General features: G+C 59.5%; 16 protein-coding genes. 11 read left to right on the plus strand and 5 right to left on the minus strand.

Translation table 11 applies throughout. The features are described from left to right. From GHO41_RS15960 to GHO41_RS15970, 3 genes are all read left to right on the plus strand, one after another. The coding region (locus GHO41_RS15960) for an ATP-binding protein (RefSeq protein ID WP_256678786.1) at positions 1-686 on the plus strand (686 nt) is incomplete at its 5' end. Then, positions 655-1,314 (plus strand): response regulator, encoded by a 660-nt coding sequence (locus GHO41_RS15965; RefSeq protein WP_048387528.1) that lies wholly within the window; start codon positions 655-657, stop codon positions 1,312-1,314. The genes GHO41_RS15960 and GHO41_RS15965, both read left to right, overlap by 32 nt. Next, positions 1,315-2,058, plus strand: a complete 744-nt coding sequence (locus tag GHO41_RS15970) for a PAS domain-containing protein (RefSeq protein ID WP_153434097.1) — start codon at positions 1,315-1,317, stop codon at positions 2,056-2,058. 166 nt (positions 2,059-2,224) lie between these two features. Here the strand turns inward: GHO41_RS15970 and GHO41_RS15975 are convergent, their stop codons facing one another. Further along, positions 2,225-3,130 (minus strand): LysR family transcriptional regulator, encoded by a 906-nt coding sequence (locus GHO41_RS15975; RefSeq protein ID WP_153391453.1) that lies wholly within the window; start codon positions 3,128-3,130, stop codon positions 2,225-2,227. A 92-nt stretch (positions 3,131-3,222) separates the two neighbouring features. Here GHO41_RS15975 and GHO41_RS15980 point away from each other — a divergent pair, with 92 nt between their 5' ends. From GHO41_RS15980 to GHO41_RS15995, 4 genes are read left to right on the plus strand one after another with little or no spacing between them, the layout of a single operon-like run. Beyond that, positions 3,223-4,002 (plus strand): SDR family NAD(P)-dependent oxidoreductase, encoded by a 780-nt coding sequence (locus tag GHO41_RS15980; protein WP_153434098.1) that lies wholly within the window; start codon positions 3,223-3,225, stop codon positions 4,000-4,002. Next, positions 4,003-4,734: an SDR family NAD(P)-dependent oxidoreductase gene (locus tag GHO41_RS15985; RefSeq protein WP_153434099.1), complete on the plus strand. Its 732-nt coding sequence runs from the start codon at positions 4,003-4,005 to the stop codon at positions 4,732-4,734. A 29-nt stretch (positions 4,735-4,763) separates the two neighbouring features. Continuing rightward, positions 4,764-6,170, plus strand: coding sequence for an aspartate aminotransferase family protein (locus GHO41_RS15990; protein ID WP_153434100.1), 1,407 nt, complete (start codon positions 4,764-4,766; stop codon positions 6,168-6,170). A gap of 1 nt (position 6,171) precedes the next feature. Continuing rightward, positions 6,172-7,539, plus strand: a complete 1,368-nt coding sequence (locus GHO41_RS15995) for a glutamine synthetase family protein (protein WP_153434101.1) — start codon at positions 6,172-6,174, stop codon at positions 7,537-7,539. A gap of 121 nt (positions 7,540-7,660) precedes the next feature. On the opposite strand, the gene GHO41_RS16000 is transcribed toward GHO41_RS15995, so the two are convergent. Further along, positions 7,661-8,884, minus strand: a complete 1,224-nt coding sequence (locus GHO41_RS16000) for an acyl-CoA dehydrogenase family protein (RefSeq protein ID WP_153434102.1) — start codon at positions 8,882-8,884, stop codon at positions 7,661-7,663. Positions 8,885-9,288: 404 nt separating this feature from the next. Between GHO41_RS16000 and GHO41_RS16005 the strand changes: the two genes are divergently transcribed. The 4 genes from GHO41_RS16005 to GHO41_RS16020 are packed head-to-tail and all read left to right on the plus strand — an operon-like array spanning position 9,289 to position 13,815. After that, positions 9,289-10,491: an SfnB family sulfur acquisition oxidoreductase gene (locus tag GHO41_RS16005; RefSeq protein WP_048369112.1), complete on the plus strand. Its 1,203-nt coding sequence runs from the start codon at positions 9,289-9,291 to the stop codon at positions 10,489-10,491. A 16-nt stretch (positions 10,492-10,507) separates the two neighbouring features. Further along, positions 10,508-10,954, plus strand: coding sequence for an acyl-CoA dehydrogenase (locus GHO41_RS16010; RefSeq protein WP_153391467.1), 447 nt, complete (start codon positions 10,508-10,510; stop codon positions 10,952-10,954). Between the two features lie 4 nt (positions 10,955-10,958). Further along, positions 10,959-12,359, plus strand: a complete 1,401-nt coding sequence (locus GHO41_RS16015; protein ID WP_048369110.1) for an LLM class flavin-dependent oxidoreductase — start codon at positions 10,959-10,961, stop codon at positions 12,357-12,359. Between the two features lie 28 nt (positions 12,360-12,387). After that, positions 12,388-13,815: an FAD/NAD(P)-binding protein gene (locus GHO41_RS16020; RefSeq protein ID WP_153434103.1), complete on the plus strand. Its 1,428-nt coding sequence runs from the start codon at positions 12,388-12,390 to the stop codon at positions 13,813-13,815. An 87-nt stretch (positions 13,816-13,902) separates the two neighbouring features. On the opposite strand, the gene mgrA is transcribed toward GHO41_RS16020, so the two are convergent. The 3 genes from mgrA to GHO41_RS16035 all read right to left on the minus strand — a co-directional run bounded on the left by mgrA (position 13,903) and on the right by GHO41_RS16035 (position 22,424). Further along, entirely contained in the window at positions 13,903-14,940 is a 1,038-nt protein-coding gene (gene mgrA / locus GHO41_RS16025; RefSeq protein ID WP_048369108.1) for an L-glyceraldehyde 3-phosphate reductase, read from the minus strand. Positions 14,941-15,174: 234 nt separating this feature from the next. Further along, the gene (locus tag GHO41_RS30570; protein WP_178126526.1) at positions 15,175-17,847 is read right to left on the minus strand and encodes an RHS repeat protein; all 2,673 of its coding nucleotides are present in this window, start codon (positions 17,845-17,847) and stop codon (positions 15,175-15,177) included. 68 nt (positions 17,848-17,915) lie between these two features. Then, positions 17,916-22,424, minus strand: coding sequence for a SpvB/TcaC N-terminal domain-containing protein (locus GHO41_RS16035; protein WP_153434105.1), 4,509 nt, complete (start codon positions 22,422-22,424; stop codon positions 17,916-17,918). Positions 22,425-22,593 lie beyond the last annotated feature (169 nt).

Genomic DNA, 22,593 nt, shown 5'->3' on the forward strand with positions numbered 1-22,593 from the left:
GCTACAGCCGGGAGCAACAGCGCAAGCAGGCCACCTCGCAGCACGCGGCCCTGGCCCGCGAGCTGCACGACTCCGTGGCCCAGCAGTTGGGTTATCTATCGTTTCAGGCGCGGGTGCTGCACGCGCAAATCAACACGCCTGAGCAGGCGGGCGTGGTGCTCCAGGAACTGCGCAGCGGTTTGAGCCAGTTACAGCGCCAGGTGCGCGAACTGATCACCAGCGCCCGCCTGACCATGGACGGGCGCTCGTTGCGCCAGGCCCTGGCAGACTCGGTGGCAGAGTTTTCCCGGCGTTGCATCATCGTCTTCGAGCTGGATAACCGCCTGGCCGACAACGCCTTGAGCGCGGAAACCGAATTGCAGGTGCTGCAGATCATCCGCGAGGCGCTGGCCAATGCAGTGCGCCACTCGCACGCGCGGCATGTGCGCATTGAACTGCGGCAAAGCCAGGGCGGCGAAGTATCGGTGTCGGTCGAAGACGACGGCATCGGCCTGAGCCCTGCATCCGGTGAAGAAAACCATTTTGGTCTGGCGATCATCCGCGAACGGGCGGCCAGCATTGGCGCGCGTTTGAGCATCGACGCCATCCGCCCGCACGGGGTGCGTGTGCACCTTGCGCTGGTCGGCCATCCAGACGTGCCAGAGGGGAATTTCGATGCAGAGCACCACCTTATTGCTGATCGATGACCATCCGCTGTTTCGCAAGGGCCTGGCGCAGCTGTTCAGTGCCAGTGACGACTTCGAAGTGGTCGGGCAGGCTGCCAGTGGGCGCGAGGGCATCAACCTCGCCGTCAGCCTGGCACCGCAGCAAGTCCTGCTGGATTTGCACATGCCCGGCCTGAGCGGCTTGCAAGTGCTCGACGAACTGCGCCAGTTGCGCCTGGAGTGCCAGATCGTGGTGCTGACCGCGTCCATGGACCGCAGCGAATTGCTCAGTGCCTTGCGCTTGGGCGCCAACGGTTATGTGCTCAAAGAAACCGAACCCGATGCCTTGCTGGCCTACATGCGCAATTGCAACAAGGGTGCGATTGTTCTGGATTCCACCTTGATTGCTTTGCTTGCCGATCAAAACGAGGCGCTGAGTGCGTGCGATCCGTTGGATACAAGTCACCTGACCGAGCGCGAAGGCCAGACTCTGGCGCTGATTGCGGCGGGCATGAGCAATAAACAGATCGGCCGCAAACTCGGGATCAGCGACGGCACGGTGAAAATCTACGTGAAGAACCTGCTGCAAAAGCTCAGCCTGCACTCACGCCTCGAACTGGCGGCGTGGGTGCACAACGGTGCATCGAACCGGTCCGAGGAGCGTCACTAAATGATGGAACGACGAGAAACACAGCCGCAGGTGCTGTCTTGGGCGCTGATGGATGGTTTTGCGTCGGCGCTGCTGGAGCTTCGCGACAACGGGCAAATCGTTCACTTCAATCGGGCCTGGGTCGAGTTGATGGACCAGCCGTCGGCGCAGCGCAACCTGATCGACTACGTGCACCGTGAAGACCGCTCGTTATGGCGTCAGGCCCTGCTGGAACTGCAACGGCGCCCGGCCACCACGTTCAGCCAGCGCTTGCGCTTTGTTCACCCCTCAGGCGAATTGCGCTGGCTGGAGGTAAGCCTCAAGCGTGGGCCTGGCGGGTTTTATCTGGTGGCAGGCGACGTCACCGCGCACAAACGCCGCGAGATTGCCCTGCAAGCCAGCCAGCGCAGCAGCGCGAGTTTGCTCGACAGCATGCCGGGGTTGATCTATCGCGGGCGCAACAACCGCGACTGGACCATGGAGTTTGTCAGCGCCGGGTGCTTGCGCCTGACCGGCTACCCGCCGGAGCGTCTGGTGGACAACCATGAATTCACCTACAACAGCTTGATCCTGGAACAGGATGCCGATTACGTCTGGCGCGAAGTGCAATACGCCCTGACGCGTTGCGAACCGTTTGAATTGAGCTATCGCATTCGCTGCGCGGATGGCGCGATCAAAAAAGTCTGGGAGAAGGGCGTGGGCATCTATGCCGACACCCGCGAAGTGCTGGGCATCGAAGGCGCGATTTTCGAGCGAGGCACATAACCCCTCTGTAGGAGCGAGCTTGCCTCGCGATCTTTTGATCCAAGAGTCCCTCTCCCGAAGGAGAGGGAACCGATTGGGTGATGCTGTCGATTATCGGTGGCCTGTTTGCTACGCGACAGCGCGGCGTTGAAGACGGGGCGGCAGAGCAGGTGACGGTGGTGCCGAGCTACGAGCGGCGCGGTTCGCTGTTGACCATCTCGCGCATCAGCGCCAGGTAGCGGCTGGCACCTAACCCCAGCGGGCGGTTTTTGACCCAGACGATGTCGACCCACAAGCGCATCTGGCTGGCCATGTTGTCAAACACCACTTCGGTCAGGGCTCCGGTTGCAATCAAGGGTTGCACCAACGGTCGCGGTAACCACGCCCAGCCAACTCCGGCTTGTACCAGATCAAGGGTCGCCAGGTAGCTGTCGCTCAACCACACACGGCGTGACAGCACCACCCGCGGGTCGGAGCCGGTGGGCTCGTCGGTGGCGACGATAATCTGCCGGGTGTTGACCAGCTCTTCTTCACGCAGCGGGCTTTTTTGCTCGCCACCCGCAGGATGGTCTGGCGACACCACGGCCACCAGCAACTGGCTGCCGGCCTCGAGAAAGGTTTCGCGCTCATCAATACCCGGACGCTCAAAAACCAGCGCCAGTTGCACCGTGCCCTCGTGCAGCATGCGGATGGCCTGGGACTGCGAAGCCGAGCGGATCTCGATTTCCAGGGTGGGAAATTCTTTGGCCAGCGTCGCCAGCGGGCGGCTCCAGACCCCGGTTTGCAGCTCCGGGGCCATGGCCACGATAAAGCGTTGCTCCAGCCCTTGATGCAGTTGCAAGGCGTGGGCATCGAGCAGGTTCAATTGGCTGGCGACCTGCCTGGCCTGCGGCTCCAATGCTCTGGCAGCGGGTGTCGGGATGGCTTTTCGGGTCGAGCGGTCGAACAGCACCAGGTCCAGTTCGGCCTCCAGTTGTGACACCGCCATGCTCACCGCTGAAGGCACACGCCCGAGCTTGCGCGCTGCCGCAGAAAACGAACCGCTGTCGACGACGGCGAGGAATACCTTGAGTGTTTCGCTGGTAAAGGCCATGGGTTGTCAGTTTTGTTGATGATAATCGTCTTTTTTTATCAGCTTTATGAACCTAAATTCCAGTCCCATCACAACCGCAGGTGGAGCGCAGCATGTTCAACGCGAATGATCAGGGGCGCGTCGCGCTCGTCAGTGGCGCCGGTAGCGAACGCGGCATCGGTATGGCCATTGCCCGCAGGCTGGGGGCGGCCGGGGTCAAGCTGATCATTACTGCCAGCAGCCCGCGCATTGCTGAGCGGGTCGCAGAGCTGCGTGCAGAAGGCTTTGACGCCCACGGCCGGGTCGCAGATCTGACCGATGAAACTCAGGTGCGCGAGCTGGGGCAATGGGCCGAAAGCCTCTGGGGGCGCATCGATATTCTGGTGAACAACGCCGGCATGGCCATGCAAGGCAGCCCGGAACCGTTCAGTGAACTGGCAAGCATGGATTTGCACACCTGGAACCTGTCGCTGGCGCGCAACCTGACCAGCGCCTTTTTGCTCACCCGCGCCGTGTTGCCGGGCATGAAAGCCCGTGGCTACGGGCGCATCGTCAATATCAGCTCGACCACCGGCACGCGCGGCAGCAACCCCGGCGAGTCGGCTTACAGCGCGGCCAAGGCCGGCATGCTCGGGATGAACATGGGGCTGGCCCTGGAAGTAGCCAGCCACGGCATTACCGTCAATGCGGTGGCCCCCGGCTGGATCGCCACCGGATCCAGTACGCCAGAAGAAGCTGAAGCTGCACGCTACGTGCCCATAGGCCGCGCAGGCGACCCGCGAGAAGTGGCCAGCGCCGTGGCGTTTTTGGCGTCATCCGAGGCCAGCTACATCACCGGCGAAGTGCTGGTGGTGGATGGCGGCAACTGTCTGATCGAAAACAAGGCGCCCTGAATGTCTGAGTCCACTGTTTCAGTGTTGGTGACCGGTGCCGCAGGCGGCGTCGGGCGGGCGCTGGTTGAGCATTTTAGGAAGCAGGGCTGCAAGGTCTTCGCCACCGATCTCACGGCTTTAGAGGTTGACTGCCAAGCCGATATTCGCCGCCCTGCGGCGTGTAAGGCGGTGGTTGCCGCTGCGGTGGCGGCCATGGGGCGTGTGGATGTGCTGATCAACGCCGCCGGTGTCTGGCGTGAAGGCCCGGTAGAGGAATGCAGCGAAGAAGACTTTGATCTGGTGCTGGATGTGAACCTCAAGGGCACTTTTTTTATGTGCGCTGCGGCCATCCCGTATTTAAAGGAATCTGAAGGCAGCATCGTGAATATTTCCAGCGATGCCGGACGCCAAGGCAATAAAAACGCCGCCGCGTATTGCGCCAGTAAAGGCGGGGTGACGTTGCTGAGCAAAACCCTGGCGCTGGATCTGGCGCCCTTTGGCGTGCGCTGCAATGCGATTTCCCCCGGCGATATCGAGACCCCGATGCTCAGGTTTCAGGCCGAGCAATACGGCCAGGGCGATACACAAGGCTATTACCGGGCCTTGCTGGACAAGTACCCGCAGGGCGCGCGTGCCCGTTTTATTCAGGCGCAAGAAATAGCCGAACTGGCGTTTTTCTTGAGCCAGCCCGGTGCGCGCTCGATTACCGGCGCCGACCTGGCCATCGATTGCGGCCTCTCGGCTGGCAACTAACAACAACACGCAGCAAAAAGGACTTAAGCATGTCGATCAGTGGAATTAGCGAAGCAGCGGTTGAAGTGTTCGCAGCGGCCGAACGCGAGCGTTTCATCCAGAACAACCCCAAGTCGATTGCGCTGGCAGAGCGGGCCCGTGCCAACCTGTATAACGGCGTGCCGATGCACTGGATGAGTGACTGGTCAATGCCCACGCCGCTGTTTGTGCAGCAGGCCAAAGGCGCACGTTTCACCGATGTGGACGGTCATGAATACGTCGATTTTTGCCTGGGCGATACCGGCAGCATGTTCGGGCATTCTCCCGAGCCGATTGCCCGCGCCATGGTCGAACAAGCCCACAGAGGCCTGACCACGATGCTCCCCGGCGAAGATGCAGTGGTCTGCGGCGAGCTGCTTGCCGAGCGCTTTGGCTTGCCGTATTGGCAAGTGACCGCCACGGCCACCGATGCCAACCGCTACGTGGTGCGCTGGGCGAGGGCGATCACCCAACGCAAGACACTGCTGGTGTTCGACGGCTGCTACCACGGCACCGTGGATGACGTGATGGTGCGTAACCGCGAGGGCGCCACGGTGCATCGTTCCGGTCTGGTCGGCCAGGCCTATGACCTGACCCAGTACAGCCGGTCGATCCCGTTCAATGACGTCGACGCCCTTGAGGCGGCGCTGGCGCAGGGCGATGTCTGCGCGCTGTTGTGCGAACCGGCGATGACCAATATCGGCATGGTCCTGCCCGCAGACGGCTTTATGCAAAAGTGCCGTGAACTGACGCGCCGCTATGGCAGCCTGCTGATCATCGATGAAACCCACACAATCTCCACCGGCATGGGCGGTTGTACCCGCTTGTGGGACTTGCAGCCGGACTTTTTTGTGGTCGGCAAGCCGATTGCAGGGGGCGTGCCCTGCGCGGTATTCGGGTTTACCCAAGCAGTCGCGGCGGGGATGCAGGCCGTGCAACAACAAAACGCTGAGCAAAGCACCGGGCATGGCCACAGCGGCATGGGCACGACCTTGTCAGCCAATGCCCTGGCCATGCATTGCATGCGCGCCAATTTGCAGGAGGTCATGACCGAACAGGCCTACCAGCACATCTTGCCGCTGGCAGCCGACCTGGCCCAAGGGCTGCGGGGAGTGTTTAAAAAGCACGGCCTGCACTGGTCGGTGACGGAGTTGGGCGCGCGCTGCGAGTTCCAGTTTTGTGCCGTGCCCCCCAAAACCGGCGCGCAAGCCGAGGCGGCGTTCCATGACAGCCTGCAAATGGCCTTGCACCTGTACCTGATCAACCGCGGGATCCTCATCACGCCGTTCCACAACATGACCCTGTGTTGTCCGTCCACCAGCGCGGAGGACGTCGAACGTTTAATTGGCGAACTGGATCAGGCGCTAAGCACCTTGCTGGCGCTGCCGGGTGCCCGCGTCGCTACTCACGAGGTTTGATATGCAGTTTGCCGATAGAAAAGAAGCTGAAGCCTTTTTGGCTGCCAACCCGCAGGTGCGCAGCATCGAGCTGTTCCTGATCGACGCCAACGGCGTGCCGCGTGGCAAGTTGCTGCACCGTGATGAACTGCTGGCCATTTACGACAACGGGCGACCGCTGCCCAGTTCGATTCTGGCGTTGACCCTCCAGGGTGAAGACGTTGAAGGCACCGGGCTGGTCTGGGACGTGGCCGACGCGGACTGCTGGACGTACCCGTTGCCCGGCAGCCTGACCGTGCAACCCTGGCGCACCTCGCCGACCGGCCAGTTGCAGGTGAGCATGCACCCCGAGCAGGGCTTGCCAGCGGCCCCGGCCGATCCCCGGCATGTGCTTGCGCAGACCATTGACCGGCTCAAGGCCGACGGTTACCACCCGGTGATGGCGGTTGAGCTGGAGTTTTATTTGCTCGACCGCCAACGTGACGCCAATGGCCGCCCGCAACCGGCACTGCAAGCCAATGGCGTGCGCCCGCAGGTGCCGCAGGTCTACGGGATTTACGAGCTGGAGCAGCTACAGCCGTTTCTGGACGACCTGTATGCCGCCTGCGAAGCGCAAGGCTTGCCGGTGCGCACGGCGATTTCCGAGTACGCGCCCGGTCAGGTCGAGCTGACCCTTGAGCATCGTTTCGACGCACTGCAGGCCATCGATGAAGGCGTGCGCTACAAGCGATTGGTCAAAGGGGTGGCCAACAAGCACGGGCTACAGGCCTGTTTTATGGCCAAGCCGTTCAGCGATCAGGCAGGCAGCGGTTTGCACCTGCACGTGAGTATGGCCGATGAACAGGGGCATAACCTCTACGCCAGTGATGACCCGCACGGTACGCCGCTGCTGCGTCACTCCATCGGCGGGATGATGCACTCCCTGACGGATTCGCTGGCGATCTTTTGCCCTCACGCCAACTCGTACCGGCGCTTTCAGGCCAGCAGTTATGCGCCACTGGCCAAGAGTTGGGGGGTGAACAACCGCACCGTGTCATTTCGCGTGCCCGGTGGCCCTGCGCAGAGTCGGCACATCGAGCACCGTATCTGCGGCGCCGACGCCAACCCGTATCTGGCGGCGGCTGCGTTGCTGGCAGGGATCCATCTCGGCATCCGTCAGCAGATCGATCCGGGGGCGCCGATTGTAGGTAATGGCTATGAGCAGGCGACTGACTTTCTGCCCACCGACTGGCTCACTGCGCTGTTGGCACTGGAGCGCTCAAGCTGGGCACGGGAAGCGTTGGGGGAGGGGTTTATCAAGGTCTACCTGGCGATCAAGTGGCAGGAGTACCGGCTGTTCAACGCTGAAGTGGGTGAGCAGGACTGGCGCTGGTATTTGACCCACGTTTGAACCTTGCAAAACCTGTAGTCGCTGCCGAGAAACGAGGCTGCGTTGGGTTGCGAAGCGACCCCTCTGAAGGCGGTCCTGCGGCCCGCATCGCAGCCTCGTGCCTCGTCAGCGACTACGTCTTTTAGCTTTTTACGCTGTTGCCGATCTGCCAGACGTATTTGGGTTCGATGCCGTTGACCACCCAGTCGCCGATGATCCGCGCCTTGAAGATCCACGGGTTATGCGAAGCGGCGGTGCGGGCATTACGCCAGTGACGGTCCAGCGATTTGTTGATGCTGACCCCCGAGGCACCTAGTGCATTGAACAGGTCGGTGGTTGCCCGCAGTACCAGTTCCGAGACCACGACCTGAGCCTTGGACGTTTCAATTTCGGCGTCGATATTGGCCTGGCGTTCGGCTTCGGCATCGTTGGCAAAACGCGCAAGGTAAGCGCGCTGCAGCGGTTCGGCCGAGCGCAGGGTGGCCGCTTCGGCGGCGTAGACCTGTGCCGAGATTTGCCCCACCACCTGCTGTATTTGCGGGTCGCCGTGGGTGGTATCGGCAGAGCCCTGGCTGAACACGCGCTTGCGGGTGCGCACTTCATGGGCCACATCGCGCTCCACGGCACGGCCAATCCCGGCCAGCACTGCCAGCAAGACCAACTGGTAAAACGCGGTCTGGTATTTGAAGCGGGTTTCGAACGGGATCACCTGCTCGGCGCTCAGCGGTACCTCGACATACAGCGACGTGCCGCTGCCGGTGGTGCGCTGGCCAAAGCCGTCCCAGTCATCGCTGTGGCTGACGCCTGAGTGACGGGCATCGACGATGGCAATCACATCGGCGCCGTTGTCCGAGCGCTGCGCGTAGACGTCCACCCAGTCGGCAAAAATGCTGCCGGTGCTGTAATACTTGGCGCCGTTGAGCACAAAATTCTCGCCTTCCGGGCGCACTTTGGTGATGACCTCGCCGATTTTAACCGCGCCGATTTCGGTCCAGCCGTTGCCCACCAGATCCCCCGCTACAAAACGCGCAAACCAGGCATCACGCGCCGGGCTTGGTGGGGCGTTGAGGCGGTCTTCGACAAAGGCAAAATGGCCACGCAGCGATTGCACAATGTTCGAGTCGGCCTCAGCCAGTTCAATCAGCAACTGGAACAACTGGCTGATTGAAGCCCCCGCGCCGCCGAACTCCACGGGCACCCGCACAGCGCCAAACCCGGCTTCTTTCAGCCAGCGAATCGGCTCAAAAGGCAGGTCGCGCGCCTGCTCGCGCTCCACCGTCCCGGCGGCGATTTGCCGGAACAGTGGGCGAAAACGATTGGCCAGCGTTTCGTAGTCGGTGCCGACGGACAGAGGGTTTTGACTCATGACAATGCTCCTGCATAAATAAAGGTCACTGGCATGTCCGTTGCACACTCTGTGCCGTCAAATCGCAAGCCGATAATTCGGGCGTTTGATGCTTTTTTGTCAGCTCAACTGTTGGCTTTGCAACAGTGGATTAACACGTTGTACGCCAATCCAACAGCACCGCTCCGGGCTTGCCTTGCGATCTTTTTTGAAGATCAAAAGATCGCGAGGCGAGCTCGGTCCTACAGGTATGTGTTGCTATGGCAACTGTTGCTTAGCCAACAGCAAGTGGACAGATTGCACGTGAGTTGTTGTTATCTGTTCAACGTTAAATTTAATAACTATCTGATTTATAACGATATTTAAAAACGGCACGACCTGTGCAATGGGGACTTCAGTGTTTTCCACTGGATTGGAGTCTGCCCATGAGCATTTCTGTATCACCCCCTGCCAAGGCCCATGTGATCGCCTCGGATGCCGAGGCCATCGAGATCGCCAAAGCCCTGGCGGTGCGTTTTGCTGAAGAAGCCTCGGTGCGTGACCGGGACCGGCGTTTGCCGGTGGCCGAGCTGGATCTGTTTGCCGCCAGTGGCCTGTGGGGCATTACGGTGCCCAAGGCCTACGGTGGGGCCGGGGTGTCGTATGTCACCGTTGCCGAGGTGATCAAGATCATTTCGGCTGCCGACTCGTCCCTGGGGCAAATCCCGCAAAACCACTTGGGCGTGCTGGATATCCTGCTGCACACCGGCAGCGAAGAGCAAAAGCGTTACTACTACGGCAAAGCCCTGGAGGGCTGGCGTTTCGGCAACGCCTTTTCAGAATCCAAGAGCAAAAATGTCGGCGCCTTTCAGACCCGGATCCGCTTTGAAGACGAGCATGCTGTGGTCGACGGTGAGAAGTTTTACTGCACCGGTGCACTGTTCGCCCATATCGTCCCGGCGGTGGGCGTGGATGAACAGAATCGTCCCTTTATCGCCTTCGTCGAGCGCGACAATCCGGGGCTGACCATCATTGACAGTTGGGACGGTTTCGGCCAACGCACCACCGCCAGTGGTGGTGCGGTACTGGCAGGCGTGCGCGTGCCATTGAGTGCCGTGATCCCGGCGTACAAAGCCTTTGAAGAGCCCACGGCAGACGGTCCGATCTCGCAAATCATTCAGGCGGCAGTGGACACCGGCATTGCCCATGGCGCCTTTGAACAGGCGCTGATTCATGCGCGGTTGTCCCGCCCGTGGGTCGACAGCCAGCTGGATCACGGCTGGCAAGACCCTTACACGATTGCCGCGATTGGCGATTTGCAATGGCGCCTGCACGGCACCGACGCGATTCTGGCCAAGGCCGGGCGGGCCATTGACCATGCGTTGCGCTCGCCCAGCGAAGAGAGCGTGGCTGAAGCCTCGGTGATTGTGGCTCAGGCCAAAGTGCTTTCAGCCGAGATCGCCTTGCTCGCCAGCAGCAAGCTGTTCGAGCTGGCCGGTACGCGCTCGGTGCTCGGCAAACACAACCTCGACCGCTTTTGGCGCAACGCCCGCACTCACACCCTGCATGACCCGGCGCGCTGGAAATACCACCTGATCGGCAATCGTCTGCTCAACGGCATTCTGCCTCCACGCCATGCCTGGAACTGATAGAGGACTCACCACCATGAACAGCCCGGCAATCGCTTTGCCCAACCAGCTTGCAGCAGCGGCCGAAGACCTGCGTCTGGCCCGACAAGGCCTGGAGAAGACCCTCACATTCGTTCGCGAACAGGCCCAACCGTGGGCGCTCAGCGGCTTAAGCAAGGCCGTGGACGACCCGTACATCATCGGCAAGTTTGGCGACCTGAACATTCGCCTCGACGTGGCCGAAGCCCTATATCTGCGTGCGCAACACTTTGTTGGCCCGGCTGCCGAGACCCTGGTGGCGACGGCCGAAGCCGTGCTCGCCAGCGCCGAAGCGTTGCAGGCGGTGGGCAACGTGCAGCAAGAACTCACTGGCAGCCGTTCGCCGTCGCCTTCTCTGGAAGGCCGCGAACCCTTGCGCTGGCAGGCCCGGATTATTGGTAACTACCGTTTGAACGGCGTCATACCGCCTCAGCTTCAGGAGTAAACAGATGTCCCGTGAAATTCGTCTCAACGCTTTCGACATGAACTGTGTGGGCCACCAGTCGCCCGGCCTGTGGGCGCACCCGCGTGATCGTTCGTGGCAATACAAGGACCTGGAATACTGGACCGATCTGGCAAAAATCCTCGAGCGCGGCAAGTTTGACGGCTTGTTTATCGCCGACGTGCTGGGCATTTACGATGTTTATCGCGGCAACGGCGAGGCAGCGATTCGTCAGGCGGCGCAAGTGCCCGTCAATGACCCGCTGCAACTGATTCCACCCATGGCGATGGTCACTGAGCATTTGGGGTTTGGCCTGACTGCGTCGTTGTCGTTTGAGCACCCGTACCCGTTCGCCCGGCGTCTGTCCACGCTTGATCACCTGACCAAGGGCCGTGCCGGCTGGAACATCGTGACCTCATACCTGGAAAGCGGGGCCAAGAATCTCGGGCAAAAAACCCAGACGGCCCACGACTCGCGCTACGACTTCGCCGAGGAATACCTGGAGGTTTGCTACAAGCTCTGGGAAGGCAGCTGGGAAGACGGCGCGATCTTGCGTGACCGTGAGCGCCGGGTATTCAGTGATCCGAGCAAAATCCATGAGATCCAGCATGTCGGCGAGCATTTCCAGGTGCCCGGCATTCACCTCTGTGAGCCATCGCCGCAGCGTACGCCGGTGCTGTACCAGGCCGGAGCCTCCAGCCGTGGCAAGCAGTTTGCCGCTGAACATGCCGAGTGCGTGTTTGTGGCGTCGCCTTCCAAGGCCTTGTTGAAAAAGACCGTGGCTGATATTCGCCGTCGTGCTGCCGAGGCGGGCCGTGACCCGTCGAAAATCCTGATATTCAACCTGCAAACGGTGATCGTCGGCGAGACCGACGCCAAGGCCAAAGCCAAGTTCGAAGAGTACAAAAGCTACGTCAGCTATGAAGGGGCAATGGCCTTGATTTCAGGCTGGACCGGTATCGATTTCAGCCAGTTCAAGCCTGACGAGCCGCTCAAGCACGTGCACACCAACGCCATTCAATCGGCAGTGGAAACCTTCTCGACTGCCGACCCGAACACGATCTGGACGCCGAACGCGCTGGCCGACTGGGTGGGTATTGGTGGTTTTGGCCCGTTGTTTGTCGGTGGCCCGGAAACTGTGGCCGACCTGCTTGAAGAGTGGGTGGCCGAGACCGACGTCGACGGGTTCAACCTGGCTTATGCCGTGACCCACGAAACCTTTATCGACGCGGTGGAGTTGCTGGTACCGGAGTTGCAAAAGCGCGGGGTGTACAAAAAGGAATATGCGCCGGGTACATTGCGCGAGAAACTATTTGGCGAAGGCCCGAAACTGGCGGATTGGCACCCCGGTGCCGGCTACCGTAACCTCGGCGAACTGAACCGGGCGCGTGAAAAAGAACGTGCGTGATGAGCTGTTTTCAAAAGAGAGAATACCCATGAGTGAGCCACAAGGCGGACAGGCAACGACTGCCATCCGCGAGGCCGATGTGTTGATTGTTGGCGGTGGCCTGAGCGGCACCTTGCTGGCCATGCAATTGCTGCGTTTGCCGGGTGCCCGGAATATCGTACTGGTCGAGCCGCGGGTCGAACTGGGGCGGGGCGAGGCTTACAGTGCCACAGAACTGGGGCACACCCTGAACGGCAATGCGGCGCGCATGAGCATTGACCCGGACGATGCCGACGATCTGACGCGTTGGCTCAAAGCGCATATTGCAAGCGGCGGCTGGCCTGAGTCGGCGTTGCAGGACGTGCCGGTCGAGCACCTGTTCCCGCCACGCGGGCTGTTTGGCCAGTATGCCCAGCAGCGGCTGGCCGAAGCATTGGCCACCGGTTCGGCGCAAGGCTCAAGCCTGACCCATGTGCGTGACGAAGCCATCGACCTGCAAACCGAGCAAAACCGGGTTCAGGTGACCCTCAAGGACGGGCGTCAGTTGCAGGCGGCGGTGGCTGTGTTGGCCACCGGCATGTTCCCGGCCGCGCGTACGGCGCAGCGCCAGTCCAGCGGCCTTAACGCGGCCGCGCTGGACCCTTGGGATGTGCAGGCATTGCGCGGTTTGCCGGTGGATGCACGGGTGCTGATCATTGGCTCCGGGCTGACCATGGTCGATGCGCTTGAGTCGTTGAATCGGGCCGGGCATCGAGGCTCCATCGAGGTATTTTCACGGCACGGCCTGTTGCCGCACGTACGGCGTCAGCCACCGGCCTGGGAAGACTTTTTGACCCGGGATCCGGAGATTCGCAGCCCGTTGCAATTGCTCCGGGCGTTGCGTCGCCAGTGTGAGCTGGCCGAGGCGGCGGGCATTGACTGGCAGGCACCGCTGGACACCGTGCGCGTGCATATCGGTCGGTTGTGGAGCCAGGCCAGTGATGTTCAGCGCCGCCAGTTTGTGCGCCATGTACGGCCGTGGTGGGAAAGCCATCACCACCGTTCCCCGCCGCAGGGTAATGCCTTGTTGGAGCAGTTGCTGGGGGAAGGGCGCTTGACCATCAATGCCGCGTCACTGCAGGGCGTGGAGGTCAGCGCTGACGGGCGTCCGCGGATTCGCCTGCGCTATCGTGGGCAGGCGCAGGTGAGGGTGGTTGAAGGGGATGGCTTGATCAACTCTACCGGCATTGAATACGACTGGCGTCGGGTCGATAAAGCTTTGCCGCGTCAGTTGTTGGAGCGGGGGTTGATTCGTGCAGGCAACCTGGGCCTGGGTATCGCCGCTGATCCGTCAGGGGCTGTGCTCAATGCGCAGTCAGAACCGGCGAAACGCCTGTTTGCCATGGGCCCGCCGTTGCGCGGCGAATGGTGGGAAAGTACCGCCGTGACTGATGTGGCCTTGCAGGCCAAGGCATTGGCGGCGCGGTTGGCGTTGTAATGCAGCTGTAGGAGCGAGCTTGTCTCGCGATCTTTTTAGAAGATCAAAAGATCGCGAGGCAAGCTCGCTCCTACAGGTGAGGCTGGGTTATTCAGCTGTTGACGGTTTTTCCCATAGGTTGATCCCGCCTTCCTGGGCAAAGCGGTCGATTTCGGCCAGTTCTTCTGCGCTGAACGCCAGGTTCTGCAACGCACCGACGTTTTCGACAATTTGCTCGGGGCGGCTCGCGCCAATCAGTGCCGAGGTCACGCGCGGGTCACGCAGGGTCCAGGCCAGTGCCAGTTGGGCCAGGCTCTGACCGCGGCGTTTGGCGATCTCGTTGAGCGCGCGTACATGGGCAATGTTGCTTTCCGACAAGTGCTTGCTCTGCAACGAACCACCACCCGGGCGATTGACCCGCGCATCAGCCGGAATGCCATTGAGGTATTTGTCCGTCAGTAAACCCTGCGCCAGCGGGGTGAAGGCAATCACCCCGGTGCCGAGTTCCTCTGTGGTGTCCAGCAGGTCTTTTTCCACCCAGCGATTCAACAGGTTGTACGCCGGTTGGTGGATCAGCAGCGGTACTTTCCACTCTTTGAGCAGCGCCGCGATTTCACGGGTTTTGACCCCGGAGTACGACGAAATCCCGATGTACAGCGCCTTGCCTTGTTGTACGGCTGTGGCCAGAGCGCTGGCGGTTTCTTCCAGCGGGGTGTCCGGATCGAAGCGGTGCGAGTAGAAAATATCGACGTAGTCCAGGCCCAGGCGCTGCAGGCTCTGGTCAAGGCTGGCGAGCACATACTTGCGTGAGCCGCCGCCCTGGCCGTAAGGGCCGGGCCACATGTCCCAACCGGCTTTGCTGGAGATGATCAGCTCGTCGCGGTAGTGCTTGAAGTCTTCGCGCAGCAAACGGCCAAAATTGATCTCGGCACTGCCATACGGCGGGCCATAGTTGTTGGCGAGGTCAAAGTGGTTGATGCCCAAGTCGAAAGCGGTGCGCAGCAAGGCGCGCTGGGTGTCGATGGGCGTGCTGTCGCCAAAGTTGTGCCACAGCCCCAGGGACAGGGCTGGCAGCACCAGCCCGCTGCGGCCTACGCGGCGATAAGGAATGGATTCATAGCGGTTTTCGGCTGCGGTATAAGTCATCGAAAAGTCTCGTGTTGAGAAGGTAGAGACCCTGCATCCCGGTTGGCCGGGCGCTTCAATCTCAAGTGTTCACGCAGTGTCGCAGGCGTGGGATGAGGCGGTATGCGCCCCGGTTGCCCGCGGTTTTCGGCCTTGTTTGGCGAGGCTTAGGTTCGCTCTGGCTTTCGATCAGGTCAACACCTTAATCAATCCTGTGCATAGACAAGACGAATGACTTATCGAACAAACGTCAAGCTATCGACCTGTATGTATGTTTTTGGCCGGGCCGCTATAATTTTTTAGTTGTTTTAGCACAACGCCGATTCTTTTCATAAATGAGTTATTTACGTTTCCCTGTGTGTCGATTTTTTCTGCGTAGGCTATATCTTCCACCTCAAAATAGGTGTGTGGTGCTATTAGTCGCTCATACTCTTCAAGTACAGGAGACGCTATTCCATAGACAAGAGGGGCAGCCTCTGCGTTTTTAATCAAATAATGCGCAAGTGTTGTAGTCGTTTCTTTTTCTGGGCTGTCCGTCAAGGTTTGAGCATAGGAATTACTTTCCGAAACCGCCATCAACAATGCTTGATTAGAGACAATGTCACCTTTGTTGATAGTCTTGCCCCACGGTATATCATCGCTATGTGCGTATTCATCCGTGCGCAGTAGAACCGCTTTGTCAATGGTGAGTTTGCTAATGCTCGACTGTAAGTTTACATAGGCTTTTCGGAATTTATTATCCAGAGGCTTGTTTTCGGCAAGATGTTGATTGAGTTCGTAGCTTATAGCGTCCGGGTAATCATCGCTATCCATGAAATCATGGTATTCAAATGCGTCGCCAATACTGCTCCATCCCCGAATGGCCGCTTTTTCATCCATGCTTAATGCATCAAAGCGATTAACATACTCCGACATGTCCAAAGGGTGAACTTCGGTTAAGTTGATCTCGTCAGAAAAAGCAACTTCTGCTGCCAGAGAAGTGTTGAGTGCTCCCAAAGTTCTAATTAAAAAGCGTCCTGAAGATTCTTTTCTTCTATAAGGCGTTTTGACAATGGCGTCTTCAAAGTTTCGTCCATCATTATCGGTCAGACGTATTGGGGAGTTTGCTACAAACCGATAGTGGTTCAATCCATCCACATCCCCCGCCGGATCCGGATTAATCCAGCGCTGCAACCACGGCGCGTAATATCTAAACCCGTAGTAATACAACCCGGTTGCATCCCGTTCTTTACCCGAAAAACGAATCACTTTGTAGCGGGCTTCCAGTGCACTTTTGGCCGCCCACCAGGCCGTCCCGCCGTAGGGGTAGTAACTTTCCTGACTCAGCAATTCGCCGTTTTGATCCAGCTCCAGCGTGCTGCTGCCCAAGTGGTCATTCACGCTGTAACGGTGTTGATGCTGGCCATTTTCACGGTTCAACAAACGCACGGCATTACGCCCCGCTTGGGCAAGCACCACGTGCAATTGCTCGCCTGTCGTTCGGCTGCGGATCTCCAGCCCCGGCAAGTAGCGCACTTCGCTGATCTGTTCACCACCCCGGGTTTTGGCTCGGCGTACTTTGCGCACGCGCTGCCCACCGCCGTCATAGACGTAGGTTTCTGTATCGTCGTCCTGACCATCGGGATCTTCGCGCTGCACTTGGGTTACGAGCTGCAACTGATTGCGGCTGTCCCACTGCATAAGTTGGCCCGGTGCCAGAGCCTGTTGATTGCCGTTGGCATCAAACGCCTTGGCAAAATCTAACGGCGAACCGTCCTTGAACAGGCTGCGGTTACTGCGTGCGTTGACGACCATTTCGCGGGTGTAGCTGTTGCCAGCTCCGGCAGCGTGCTTGAGCCGGGTCAGGTTGCCGCCACTGTCGTAGCTGTAGGTCTGGCTGTAAGTGCGCCAACGGCTGTCATCTACCGAGCCGAAGATCTCCAGCCCCGGCAAGCCAGGGCCGATGGTTTGGCTGGCGTTTTCGCGACCGGTGGCGCTGATCAATTGATAGAGCGTGTCGTAGGTGTACGTACTGACTGCCTGAATACGCTGCCCGGCAAACCATTGCACCGGCTGCGCAAGGTCTTCGATGCGGGTGATGTTGCCTACCGGATCGTACTGGTAGTGCAGGTCCTGTAGCATCTTGCCGTCTGACCTTTTGGCCTTGAGGTTGGACAGCAGGCCGTCCCGCGCCGAGTAAAACGCCGTGGTCGTCACGTCGTTGCCTGCCTGCTCAATTTCTACTCGGCCCAAAGCGCTGTAGGTCGTGCTTTTGAGCAGGGCAACGTCGTCCAGCCAGGACGCAAAAGCTTGCCCGGCTACATCAAATTCAAAACGCTGCACGTGCTCAAGGGCGTCGGTCTGCTCGATAACAGCGCCCAGCGCATCGTGTCGCCAGCGCGTAGTGTAAGCCGTGTCTTCAAGATCGGCTTCAGACGCAGGCCACTGGGGCGGCGTCAGTGCGGTGCAGAATTGCCGCGCCTCGCTCAGCGGCTGCCCGGTGAGGGCAAATGCGTCATGCCACAGACTGCCCGCCTGATCATCGTGGCGATGCAGTTGCCCGCAGCGGTTGTGGTGAGCGGCCTCTTCGTCGGCACCTGCGTAGGTAAAACGCTCCACGCACAGCGGCGGTTCGTGTTCGAACACATTCACTGGTCGCATCAGTTCATCGTAGGTAAAGCGTCGATGGGTGCCGCGCCCGTCCCAGCTATCACGCAACTGCCCGGCGGCGTCATGGCAGGCAAGCCGCCAGCCGGCATCCACGCTCGTGGTCAGCAGCACTTGGCCGCTGAGGCTGTAGCGCATGGACTGGTTTGCAAGATCGCTCAGTTCAAATAAGCGCGGGTCCCATTGCTGGCACAGGTGCCCCTTGGCATTGAATACCTGACGCTGGACCCGCTCAGCGATGGGCTCCTCAACTTCCTGTCGATGATAAGCAATGCTGCGCACAACCAAACCACGTGGGTCTGTGACCAAGAGGCTGGGTGTGTACTGATGCAAACCGATCTTGAGTGTCGTCATTCACGAAGGCTTCGCAACTGTGCCAGTAATGTCGCCTTCAATGGTGCTGGCGGCACCTCTTGGTCCAGGTCATTTTCATCTTCGCTGATGGTGTACCACGTCAGGTAAGTTTGGCGGCGCCATCCGCCTCTGGCAGTAAAGGTGTCAGTCGGCCGCCCGAGAGAGTCGTAGAACTGTTGATCGCTGTAACCGAACTCACGAAAGGACTCATCGTTGATATAGCGATGTTTATCCGCGAAGTAAGGCTGATACGTACGAATCGCCAGGCCTTTGTTGTTGTATTCCACTCGCTCACTGACCCGCCATCGCGGTACGTCCTGTACCTGGACCGGTTTACCGTTGTCGATGATCAGGTTGCCTTCATCGTCGACCGCATAGGCATAGCCATTCTCGACTTTCTGTTTGCTTTGCAGGGGGCGGCCAAAACCGTCGAAGCTCGCCAGGCTGATGCGGATTTGTTGAGCGGCATCTCCAGGGTAACGATCTGCCACCAGCACGGCGCTGTGTACCGGCTCGCGCCGGACCGCCTGAGCCAGGAGCGCCAACTCCGGGTGGGTCATGGCGCGGGCCCGAGCCTTGGCACACAGATGCCCGGAGGGTATGACGTCACCTGATGCCACATGCTCGCGCATCCAGGCCTTGTCATTGCGCAAGGTGGCTGGCACACGGCCCATCCAGCTAAACGCGTCGTAGACACTCACCGATGCGGCGTTTTTAATCGCGTCTTCAGGGCTTTCGATGGCCGTACCCGGATCTTTGATGCTCGTTTCAAAACTGCTGATCGGATCAAATCCGATCGCTTCCCCGCGTTCGGTCCCGTAGAAGCTGCTCGCCCGCAATTGTCCGAAGGCGTCAAAAATGGCCTCTTGAGTATTTTGGTTAGGGTCGACGATGCGCCACGCTTGCAGGGTTCGGTAGTCATAGGTAGCCACGGTGCTACAGCCATCCGGGGTGGTGACACTGAGCGGCGCCAGGAAGTACGGGTCATAGGTGACGGTTGTCAGACCATGACTGAGGGTGGGCCGAAATTGCAGGATGTTGTAAAACTGGGCCGCCGTGCCGTAGCTCGCGAATCCGCGTCTGACGGCCCACAGCGCCTCTCCATCGTTGGGTAAAAAAACCTCCATGCGTACATAACCCAGCTCTTCGAGGCGCTGATAAAGATCAGTACGCTTGGTAAATACACGGTCATAGGCGGCCAGCGCGGTTTCATCCAGCTCCGCCGTTTCAGTGAAGTCGGCCAGCGCCGCCAATGTTGCTTGACCACCTTTGTAATGCTGGACGGCTTGCCCTGTCAGCACGCGCTCTTGTCGTGGTCTGAGCGGCCCTGCAAGGGTATCCAATAGCGTTTCGTAACCCAGCGTTTCGGGGGAGAGTTCGCTTGCGGGTAGCACCAGGGCATTAGTGCGCGACCGGTAGGGCAAGCCAAGACGCCAGGCTTTACGGGTCGTCAGGTTGATCGCCTGGGCCCGGCTTTCGCTCAAGTAATAAGACTGCTGGGCCTCATCGTGGGCTGCCTGCCACCACCGTTGTTGATGCTCGTCTACGAACGGAGGCACGCTGGCAGACGTTTTGCGCCGTGCATAATCGACTACAACGGCGTGAGTCGAACTGCCATAGGCATCCCAACTCAGTCCTACGCTGTGCTTGCAGAGCGGATCAAAATCTTCGTTTTGGTTGGTAGCGCTGTCGTACTGGTAGCTGATGGATTCCAGCGGCAACACCAGCATTGCCGCGTAGGGCTGACGGTGTTCAAGGTCCTGGGCCATTAGCTCACGGACCAGGTATCGATTGTGTTGCACCGAATACAGCACGTTATGACCGTCGGCATCTTCCAGACGAAAGACTTCTACGCGAAGGGGGGAGCCGCTCAGGGTTCGTGCCACTTCGCGCAATTGGGCCTGCGTAGGCGCGACAATAAGGTTGTCATGGTGCCGAGTTTCACCCCCACCGAGGCTTTCAGCCTTGTAACGGCTCAGCAGGGTAGGGCCTAAGGGTTGAGCCTTGGTGTCCCGCAGGTCATAACCGTCTGGCGCAAGCTCGGGGTAGCGGCCGGTGTGGAACCAGGTTTTGGTCAGTGTCGGGGCGGTATAGCCCACCGGTATGTCTTCGTTGTCGGCGGCTTCGGTATCAGTCTGGATCAGCAGACCAAAACCGCGGACTTCTCGCTCCAGACCGTCGTAGAAGCCCTGACGATACTGGAAGTGTTGAGTCAGGCGATTGCCGGTAATTTCGTCGAGTTGAGTTTGCTGAGCCACCACATGCATGGGAAACGGCAGGTAGCAAACGGCAGGCTTTTGATCGGCAAGCAGTGATTGTTTTTCGTCCAGCCACTCCTGGGCCGAACTGCGATATCTGACAGTGCCTGTTGCCCCCATGTTGTTATTGGTTTCAACAAGCATGTACGGCTTGGCCTGCACAAAGTCGCAACGCCAATGGCGTGGTGACATGTGCGGTGATGTAAAAATCAGGCTCGAACAACCCAGCCCTTGCAGGTCTGCGGTACTGAGTTGGCAGGTATTGTCGTAACGCACGCCTTCGGGCCAGGGTACGCTTTGCCTGGCAGCAAAAGCGTTACCGCATTGGTTCATATAGATATCGATCGTTTGCGAGTTCAGGTACAGAATATCGGCCGCACCGCTGCCATCCAGATCGGCCAGTAATACACGGGATGCGTCAAAGTCTGCGTACTGCGCAAACTGCGGGCAAGGCAGCAAGAAGCCTTTGCCAAAGTTACCCCGACCCAGATTCGGCCAGCAGCGCACCTCATTGTGGCGAATACGTATCAAGTGCTGTTGGCCGCTGCCCAGCAGGTCGCTGAATGCTACGACTTCGGTTCGGCTGTCACTGAGCAAGGGCAGATGGTCGTCTGGCAGCGGGTGGGGCACGTCCAGTGCAGCGCTAAAACCTGCTTCGCGGCGATTGGCATACAGACGCACGCTGCGCGTGCCGATCAGTGCCAGATCGGAGAGTCCGGCACCGATCAAATCGGCCATTTGCCCTTGCGGGTGGAAGAACTCCTGAGGGAACGCCGCGAACGTTGCAAAGCGCGACCAGGTGCGATCCGGGTTAAGGGTAAAAAAACCGCTTAATCCAGGTTGGGCCACGATCCAGTCCAGTCTTCCGTCGCCGGTCAAATCGGTCAGTGACTGCTGCACCGGCTTGCTGGAGTCAGCTACCGGATGTGCGGGTAACGGCTGCCAAGGACCATATTCGATTTGATCGGGATTGGCTGAGTCGGCGCGCATCGGTTCGCGATACAGCCAATTATCATCACTTCGATACAACAGGCCGGGCATGCCTTCGCCATAAAGGTCCAGCAGTTGATACTGCTGGCCATCATTGAGGCCGGGCATGGACTCAAACTCGGTAAAGTGCTGATCCTGCAGCTTAAACGCTGAGTAGGTGAACTCAACAGGAGGGCGAAACTCTGCTGCTCCATCATCACCATAGGCGATGAGATGGGCTGCCACCAGGCAGTTGTAACTCAGTGGGCTGGTTTCATAGTTCAGCAGCAGGCGCTGCACCAGCAACGGCGCCTCACCCAATTCGTCGGGGAAGTGATGAAACATCAATACTTGACGGCACAGACGCAGATTGCCCAGTTCAAAGCCGTAGGCAAAACTTGAGTGCGGATCGCTGCGCACCGGCCATACGGTTTCTTCTTCATAGGTGGGTTTTTCAGTCAGCTCGACTGTGCGCTCGCCATAGTCAAACAGCAGGTCGAAATGCCACTGAGCACTTTCAAGCGCTTGTTCATCCCATAAGTAAAGCGCGTCATGCGCCTCGAAATTGCCGTAACGCACACGGTTCAGATAGCACTGGGCGATGAAGTCGCGAGGGTGCTCGGGGTCCAGCCCCACCTCGTCTTCAGGCTTGTACTCGTAAAGCACGTGCTCACCATGGGCGTTCATGGTTTCTTCCAGCAACCATTCGCCGACCCGCAGCGGGTTGTGCGGGTCCGTACTGCGAGAGCCGGGGCGTAAGCCAAATACAGACTGGCTGCCATCGGCGCTGTATACCCGCCAAAAACCAGGATCTGGCGGATCTGTCGGTTTGGCCGGTGCTGGCCGCCAGTGCTCAATGCGATCGAAAGCGCCTTCGGCACGGGCAAAGTGACGGGTTACATCGTATGCAATGCCTTGTTGGGTAACACGCGTCGCGAAACGCTCGCCCTGTTGATCTCGCTCAGCCAGCCACACATCACCGCTGGGGCCGACAATCACATCCTCGTCGGTGTAAGTGGGTACACCCTTGTTGCTGCGTCGGGCAACAACCCCCAAGTTGAGCGCCCAACCCAGGCCAAAAAGCCCGTTCCCCGCTGCACTGCTGTAGCTCAAACTCAGAGAAGGCCCATAACCACGTCCCGCCGACACAGGTAAAGGCAGCCCGCTGCTGGCAGCCCCTGAGCTGCCAACCGCGCCCCAACCTTTACCGATACTTTGAATCGCGCCGCCGCCTTTGGGCAGTACCGGGGTAGAAACACTCAGCGAGTCTTCGGCCATGATCAAACACTCCGGTGGGGCAGTTTTTTGGCGGCTTTATCTGATTGGGCAGGGAGTGCAGCAGCCGGGAGCGCGCCCATGAGGTCCTGTCGACCAGGTGCGAGGGCCTTTTCGGGAAGTTTGGCGGTGGGCACAAGTGTCATGAGAAGTGAATGTGTGGCCATTTCCG

The sequence above is a fragment of the Pseudomonas sp. FSL R10-0399 genome (assembly GCF_009600165.1).
Lineage (GTDB): Bacteria > Pseudomonadota > Gammaproteobacteria > Pseudomonadales > Pseudomonadaceae > Aquipseudomonas > Aquipseudomonas helleri.